The sequence below is a fragment of the Streptomyces sp. NPDC058459 genome, assembly GCF_042721685.1.
Classification (GTDB): domain Bacteria; phylum Actinomycetota; class Actinomycetes; order Streptomycetales; family Streptomycetaceae; genus Streptomyces.
The window spans coordinates 1-7,479 of sequence record NZ_JBHXLV010000271.1; the positions used below are offsets into that span (position 1 = coordinate 1).

The following is a 7,479-nucleotide window of genomic DNA, read 5'->3' on the forward strand; positions in this document are numbered from 1 at the left end:
AGAGCTACCAGGCCGGACTCGAATTATGCGCCAGCCTCCTCTGGATCCGACACCTCGAATCACAGCCTTGATCACAACTCCACACAGGCCCTAGGGGCAGACGAATCCGCGCTGGGGTGCAGCCACCGCGCCCCGTCGGGCGTCCTTCCTGCTGACCCACCGGCTCATGGCGCCTCCCTCCGGGATCTGGTCACGGAGTGTGAGGAAACCAACCAATCATTCGATACGTATAAGGACGTGAAGGACGAAACAGGGGAGAGATCATGCAACCGTTCACGCTCAACTACGCACGGCCCGCCAGCCAGTTGGCTGTCACCGCACCGTACGCGTACGACTCCGCCCTGCAGTTGAACGTCCTGCCGGACGGGCGGATCGCCGCGACCGACCGCGCGGTCCTGCTCGCCCTGGGGACGACGACGTCCACGGCGGGTTCCAAGACGCACTTCGACGACTGATAGCGGGCCCGGAACGATGACCGTACTCATCCTGACCAATGACGAGGACGTCACGGCGGACATGGTGGTCCTGCGGCTGGGCGAGGCGGGCGTGCCCGTCGTCCGGTTCGACCCCGCCGACCTCACCAACGGGGTGGCGATCACCGGCGAGTACACGGGGGACGCCCATGACGGGCAGTTGTCCGTCGGCGGACGTCTGGTAGGGATGAGCGGCCTGCGCTCTATCTGGGTGCGCAGGCCGGGCGACGCGGCCGCCCGCGCCGGCCGGCCGTCCTCCTGGCTGACCCAGGAGTCGGCGCAGGCGCTGTACGGCATGCTGCGATGCGGCGACGCCCGCTGGATGAACCATCCGGACGCGGCGCGCCGGGCCCGGCACAAGCCGTGGCAGCTACGGCTCGCCCAGCGCAGCGGGCTGCCGGTGCCGGCCACGCTGATCACCACGTTCCCCGACACGGCGCGGGAGTTCGCGGAACGGCACCGGGACGTGGTGGTCAAGCCGGTGTCCGGCGCGCATCCGCAGGAACCGCCGCGCGCGGTGCCGACCAGCCGGGTCGCGCCGGGCACCGATTTCAGCGCCGTCGCCCTGGGTCCGACGCTGCTCCAGCGGCGGGTGGACAAGCGGGCCGACATCCGGCTCACGGCGGTCGGCGACCGGCTGCTGGCGGCACGCAAACCGGCCGATCCGGATGCCCATCCCGACCATGTGGACGTCCGTTTCGCCCCGTCCGTCTCCCCCTGGCTCGCCACCGAGGTGCCCCCTCGGGTGGCCGCGTCGGTCCGCCGCTATCTGCGGGCCGCCGAACTGGCGTACGGCGCTTTCGACTTCGCGGAGGACGCGGAGGGGACCTGGTGGTTCCTGGAGTGCAATCAGTCGGGCCAGTTCGGTTTCGTCGAGCTGGACACCGGTCAGCCGATCGCCGAGAGCATCGCCCACTGGCTGGCCGGAGACGACGGGCCGGTGCGGCCGTATACCCATGACGAGAGGGGCAGAGTGCCCTGATGCCGTGGACGGCGGCCGGGAGAAGGGAGCGCTCGATGCGCATCGGACTGCTGGGAACGGGCCCCTGGGCACGCACCGCGTACGCCCCGGCGCTGGCCGGCCACCCCGGCGTGGACTTCGCCGGGGTGTGGGGGCGTGCGCCGGAGGCCGCGGCCGCGCTGGCCGGGGAGTACGGGGTGCGGACCTACCCGGACGTGGACACGCTGCTGGCCGACGTGGAGGCGGTGGCGGTGGCTCTCCCGCCCTCCGCACAGGCGGAGTTGGCGGTGCGCGCGGCTCGGGCCGGCCGGCATCTGCTGCTGGACAAACCGCTGGCGCTGAGCGTGGCGGACGCGCGGGCGGTGGCCGAGGAGGCGCGGCGGGCCCAGGTGGCGTCGGTGGTGTTCTTCACCACCCGGTTCCAGCAGGAGCCGGAGGCGTGGATCGAGGAACAGGCCGCCGAGGCGGGGTGGTTCACGGCGCGGGCGCAGTGGCTGGGCTCGGTGTTCACCAGCGACAGCCCGTTCGCGGCCTCGGCGTGGCGGCGGGAGAAGGGCGCGCTGTGGGACGTGGGTCCGCACGCGCTGTCGGTCCTGCTCCCGGTGCTGGGGGACGTACGCCAGGTGCTCGCGGCGGCGCACGGTCCCGCGGACACCGTGCATCTGGTGCTGGACCATGCCACCGGCGCGTCGAGCACGCTGACACTGAGTCTGTCGGCGCCGCCCTCGGCGGCCGGGGCCGATGTGGAGCTGCGGGGCGAGTCGGGGGTGACACTGATGCCGAGGAGTTCGGAGGGCGCGGTGCCCGCGCTGGCCCGCGCGGTGGACGCGCTGGCATCGGCCGCCCGTACCGGCCGCCGGCCCGCGTGCGACGCCGCGTTCGGTCTCCGGGTGACCGAGATCCTGGCGGCGGCGCAGGCACGGCTCAGCGCCGGACCGGTCGACTAGTGTCTTCTCCCGGATCGATCCTCCAGAGCCGGCGGCGCCTGGGCGGCCACCTGGCGCTGGTGTGACCCCGAGGCGGTCTGGCTGGGCGAGGTGCCGAACATGCGGCGGTACTCGCGGCTGAACTGCGACGGGCTGGAGTAGCCGACGGAGAAGCCGACCGAGGCGACATCGTGCCGGCCGGTGAGCAGGCGCATGCGGGCTTCGTTGAGGCGCAGCTGCTTCTGGTACTCCAGCGGGGTCATGGAGGTGAGGGCGAGGAAGTGGCGGTGGAAGGAGGACGGGCTCATCGCGGCGATGGCGGCGAGGTCGGCGACGCGCAGTGGCTGGTCGTAGTGTTCGCGGACCCAGCGGATCGCCCGGGTGAGATGGGCGTGCCTGCTGTCGGCGAGGCCGATCTGGCGGATGGTCGCTCCCTGCGGGCCGCCGAGCAGGCGCCAGAGGATCTCCCGCTCGATGCCGGCGCCGAGTGCGGCGATGTCGGCGGGATGGTCGAGCAGGGCGAGCAGCCGGGCGAGGGCGTCCAGCAGTAGCGGGGACACGGGACCGACACCGACAGCCGACGGTGAGTACGCGCCGGACGCGCCGGATGGGCCGCCGGGGCCTCCGGTGTCGAGGAGCAGCGAGGCGATCCGGCCGGGGTTCAGCGCGAGCGCCACGGCCATGAACGGCTCGTCCTCGTCCGCGGCGACGATGCTGCCCACCACGGGCAGGTCGACGGTAGCGACGAGGTATTCGCCGGTGCCGTACCGGTAGACCTCACCGTTCAGGGCGGTGTGTTTGACGCCGCCCGCGATCAGGGCGAACGCGGGCTCCAGCACGTCGCCGGTCGGCTGGGTGGTGCGTGTCGTGCGCAGGACCGACAGGCCGGGCAGCGCGGTGGCGGTGAGGCCGTCCCGCGCGTGCCGGGTGATGGCGTGCCTGATGCCGAGGAGCCGCTGGTCCATGACGCCAGTCAAACACGAGGGCGTGCGATCACCGCGATGTCGGCAGGATCAGGCAAGACACGGAGAGGATCGTTCTAACGCCTCCGCGGCGAGTGCGTTTCTATGGAATTCCTGAACGCCGGATTCCGGCACCGCGCGAGAAAGAAGCAGAGAATGAAGACGCGCCTCCTCGGAAACAGCGGTCTCGAGGTTTCCGCACTCGGGCTCGGCACCATGAACATGACCGGCCCCTACGGCCCGCCCCAGGACCCGGGGGAGATGATCACTCTGCTGCGTTCGGCCGTCGAGCGCGGTGTCACCTTCTTCGACACCGCCGAGGGTTACGGTCCGCTGGAGAACGAGAAGCTGCTCGGCGAAGCCTTCGAAGGCATGCGCGACGAGGTCGTGATCGCCACGAAGTTCGGCCTCGACATCGATGTGGAGACCGGCGAGCAGGTCGGCGGTCTCAACAGCCGTCCCGAGCACATCCGCACGGCCACCGAGGCCATGCTGAAGCGGCTGAGGACGGACCACATCGATCTGCTGTACCAGCACCGGGTCGATCCCGAGGTGCCGGTCGAGGAGGTCGCTGGCACCGTCAGGGAGTTGATCGCCGAGGGCAAGGTCAGGCACTTCGGCCTCTCGGAAGCGGGCGTGGGGACCATCCGCCGCGCCCACGCGGTCCAGCCGGTCACCGCCCTGCAGAGCGAGTACTCGCTGTGGTACCGCGAGCCGGAGGCCGAGATCATCCCCACGCTCGAAGAACTGGGTATCGGGTTCGTCCCGTTCTCGCCGCTCGGGGCCGGCTTCCTGACCGGCGAGATCGACCTGACGACGGAGCTGGACCCGACCGACTTCCGCAGCGGCGTCCCGCGCTTCGCCGCCGAGGCGCGGGAAGCGAACCTGGCCCTCGTCGACCTCATCCGCGAGGTGGCCACGCGCAAGGGCGCGACGCCCGCGCAGATCGCGCTGGGGTGGCTGCTGGCCCGGAAGCCCTGGATCGTGCCGATCCCCGGAACGACCAAGCAGCACCGCCTTGAGGAGAACCTGGGCGGCGCGGACATCACCTTCGCCGCGGACGAACTCGCGCGGATCGACGCGGCGGCCTCCGAGCTGCGGCCGGCGGGCGACCGTCTGCCGAAGTCCATGCTCGACCTCACCGGCCAGTGACGAGGAACTCCTCGGTGAGGCGATCAGGGTCCGCCGCGATCAGGTGGTGCCGGCCACCATGTTCGGCCTGGTCTCGCACGCCGGGGCGGGCCCGGCGTAGCGTGGGCGTGTGAGATCGCTGCGTGGCTGGTCACCGGGCCGAACGCGGGAGCGGCGCGGCTGGCTGCGGGGTGCTCCCCCGCCGCCCTGGGTGCGGGTCCTTCCGGTGCTGCTGCTGATCGCGGTCACGCTGGCCACGCTCGTCACCCCGCACGCGAGCGATCTGGGCTTCCTGCTCGGCGCGATCCCCCCGCTGGCGGTGCTGTCGTACGGGCCGCTGGCGACGGCGGTACTGGGCGCGCTGGTGATCGTGTCGCTGGTCGTGCCGGTGACCCATCTGAACCGGCCGGGCGACACCGACCTCCTGACCATCGCGTTCGTGGCCCTGCTGAGCGTGTTCGTGTCCTATGTGCGCAGCCACCGGGACGCCCAGCTCGACACCGAGCGGGGGATCGGCGAGGCGGTGCAGCGGGCGGTGATGCCTCCGCTGCCGGAGCGGGCCGGCGGCGTCCGGTGCGCGGGGTTCAGCCGGGCCGCGCAGGACGGGACGCTGCTGGGCGGGGACTTCTTCGACGTCCGGGACGGCCCCTACGGGGTACGGGCCGTGATGGGGGACGTGAAGGGGCACGGGCTGTCGGCGGTGCGGACGGTGGTGGCGCTGCTGGGCGCGTTCCGGGAGGCGGCGCTCGACCAGCGGGCGCTGGAGACGGTGGCCGCCCGGATGGACCGCAGGCTGGTGGTGGACTCGTCCGGGGTGCGGCACGCGGAGCTGTTCGCCACGGCGGTGCTGCTGGAGTTCTCCGCCGACACCCGGACCGTACGGGTGGTGGCCTGCGGGCATCCGCCACCGGTACTGCTGCGCGCCGGACGTGCGCGGGAACTGACGGTCACCCCGGGTCCGCCGCTGGGCATCGGACTCCTCGGGGTCGAACCGCCCAAGGAGGTCACCGTGACGCTGGACCCGGGCGACCGGCTGCTGATCGCCTCGGACGGGCTGTGGGAGGCGCGGGACACGTCCGGCCGCTTCTATCCGCTGCCCGAGCGGCTGGCGGCCCTCGCGGACACCCGCACGGCCGGGCTGCCGGACGCCCTGTGGGAGGACGTACGCCGTCTGGGCCACCGGGTCGACGACGACGCCAGCGTGCTGGTCCTGGCCCCGGAACCACCGGCCCGCTGACCCGGCGCTCACCCGGACGGCCGACGGGCGGGGCGGAAGAAGCGCTTCTATGCTGAGAGCCCCGGGGGATCAGCCCCGGCCGCAGGTCCGGCTCTCATGTGCTTGGAGTCAGCCCATGCCCCGTTCCGCAAGCCGCCTGCGCCGGGGGATCGCCTCGGCCGCCGCGCTCGGTGCCCTCGTCGTCCCGCTCGCCGCGGCCCCCTCGTCGGCGGCACCGCCCACCGCGGGTTCCCCGAGCCCCTCCCCCGGCGGCCCCGATGTGCGCGCCCTCACCCCCGAGGTGAACCGTCAGATCGACGACGCCGTGCGGCGGGTGATGCGCGAGGCGGACGTCCCCGGTGTCACGGTCGGCGTCTGGACCCCCGACAAGGGCAGCCACGTCCGCTCCTTCGGTGTCGCCGACAGGAGCGACAGACGCCCGATGTCCCCGGATCTGTACATGCGGATCGGCAGCGAGACCAAGACGTTCACGGTGACCGCCCTGCTGCAACTGGTCGACCAGGGGAAGGTGGGCCTGGACGATCCGATCGGCAAGTACGTCGACGGCGTACCGAACGGCGACAGGATCACACTGCGTCAGCTCGCCGGCATGCGCAGCGGTCTCTTCAACTACTCGGAGGACCCGGACTTCGTCAAGGCGCTCACCTCGGACCCCCGCCGGTCGTTCACCCCCCGGCAGTTGCTGGACTACGCCTTCGAGCATCCGGTGCGGTTCCAGCCGGGCGCGGAGTTCTCCTACTGCAACACCAATCTGATCCTGCTCGGGCTGGTCGTGGAACAGCGCGGCGGGCAGCCGCTCGGGGATTACATCCAGCAGCATGTGCTGGACCCGGCCGGGATGACCCGTACGTCGTTCCCCGACGGGGCGGAGTTCCCGAAGCCGCACGCGCAGGGGTACACGGACCAGACCGCCGACGGGAAGGTCGAGGAGACGGCCGGCTGGAACCCGTCCTGGGGGTGGGCGGCCGGGGCGATGATCTCCGATCTGGAGGATCTGCGGACGTGGTCCCGCACGGTGGCCACCGGCCGGTTCCCGGACGGGGAACAGCTGGTCTCCCCCGCGACGCAGCGGGAGCGCCTGACCACCCGGCCGACCGGGTTCCCCGGCGCCGGCTACGGCCTGGGCATCTTCGACGTGCACGGCTGGATCGGCCACAACGGCTCACTGCCGGGGTACGAGTCGCTGACGGTGTATCTGCCCTCGGCGCGGGCCTCGCTGGTGGTGCTGCTGAACACGGACATCACGCACGACGGCCAGGAGCCGAGCACGCTGTTCGGAAAGGCCGTCACGGAGATCGTCTCTCCGGAACACGTCTACGAACTGCCCGCGCAGAACGCCCAGCACTGAGGGGGACCGGCCCCCCCTTCGGACTGCCGAACCTGACCGGCGGTCACCGTAGCGGCCATCGCAGCGGTGCCCGGTTCGCGCCGGACCGGGCGAGTTCGCCCTCTCTGAGCAGCAGTCCGAGGACTACAGAGGTGCGGTGGACGATCTCGGCCACGTCGGCGCGGACGCCGGCGTCGACACGTAGATGCTCACCGGCGAGGAGCCGGCCGTCGGCGCCCTCCAGGCCGACGGTGGCGTGGACGGTGCGGGCGAGCCAGGCGACGACCCGGCGCGGGTGCCCGCACCGCGGGGCGCAGGTGGTCGAGGAACTGTTCCGCCCAGGTGGCGGCGGTTTCGTACGGCGGTAGGGCGTGGGTGCCCTCGCCGGCTCGGGCGGCCACGTCGTGGACCCCGTCCCCGTCTCGGCCTCGGTGTTCGACGGCCGACGTTACCCGCCCCACC

Annotated in this window: 7 protein-coding genes; 6 read left to right on the forward strand and 1 reads right to left on the reverse strand. The window is 72.0% G+C overall.

Translation table 11 applies throughout. The annotated features are described in order from the left end of the window. Positions 1 to 263 precede the first annotated feature (263 nt). The 3 genes from tgmA to ACFWN1_RS30235 are packed head-to-tail and all read left to right on the forward strand — an operon-like array spanning position 264 to position 2,381. Positions 264 to 455, forward strand: coding sequence for a putative ATP-grasp-modified RiPP (gene tgmA, locus ACFWN1_RS30225; protein ID WP_384368919.1), 192 nt, complete (start codon positions 264 to 266; stop codon positions 453 to 455). 16 nt (positions 456 to 471) lie between these two features. Continuing rightward, on the forward strand, positions 472 to 1,455 hold the full coding sequence (tgmB, locus tag ACFWN1_RS30230) for an ATP-grasp ribosomal peptide maturase (protein WP_384368922.1): 984 nt from the start codon (positions 472 to 474) through the stop codon (positions 1,453 to 1,455). Positions 1,456 to 1,490: 35 nt separating this feature from the next. After that, positions 1,491 to 2,381, forward strand: a complete 891-nt coding sequence (locus tag ACFWN1_RS30235; RefSeq protein ID WP_384368925.1) for a Gfo/Idh/MocA family protein — start codon at positions 1,491 to 1,493, stop codon at positions 2,379 to 2,381. Here ACFWN1_RS30235 and ACFWN1_RS30240 read toward each other — a convergent pair. Then, a complete protein-coding gene (locus ACFWN1_RS30240) occupies positions 2,378 to 3,325 on the reverse strand; it encodes an AraC family transcriptional regulator N-terminal domain-containing protein (RefSeq protein ID WP_384368927.1) in 948 nt (315 codons plus the stop codon). The two genes, ACFWN1_RS30235 and ACFWN1_RS30240, sit on opposite strands and share 4 nt — an antisense overlap. Positions 3,326 to 3,478: 153 nt before the next feature. Between ACFWN1_RS30240 and ACFWN1_RS30245 the strand changes: the two genes are divergently transcribed. The 3 genes from ACFWN1_RS30245 (at position 3,479) to ACFWN1_RS30255 (ending at position 7,038) form a co-directional block, all read left to right on the forward strand. Further along, complete coding sequence (locus tag ACFWN1_RS30245; protein WP_384368930.1) at positions 3,479 to 4,474, forward strand: aldo/keto reductase; 996 nt, start codon at positions 3,479 to 3,481, stop codon at positions 4,472 to 4,474. A 109-nt stretch (positions 4,475 to 4,583) separates the two neighbouring features. Beyond that, positions 4,584 to 5,690 carry a PP2C family protein-serine/threonine phosphatase gene (locus ACFWN1_RS30250; protein ID WP_384368933.1) on the forward strand — a complete coding sequence of 369 codons (1,107 nt, stop codon included), beginning with the start codon at positions 4,584 to 4,586 and terminating at the stop codon, positions 5,688 to 5,690. A 115-nt stretch (positions 5,691 to 5,805) separates the two neighbouring features. Beyond that, positions 5,806 to 7,038, forward strand: a complete 1,233-nt coding sequence (locus tag ACFWN1_RS30255; RefSeq protein WP_384368935.1) for a serine hydrolase domain-containing protein — start codon at positions 5,806 to 5,808, stop codon at positions 7,036 to 7,038. Positions 7,039 to 7,479: the final 441 nt, after the last annotated feature.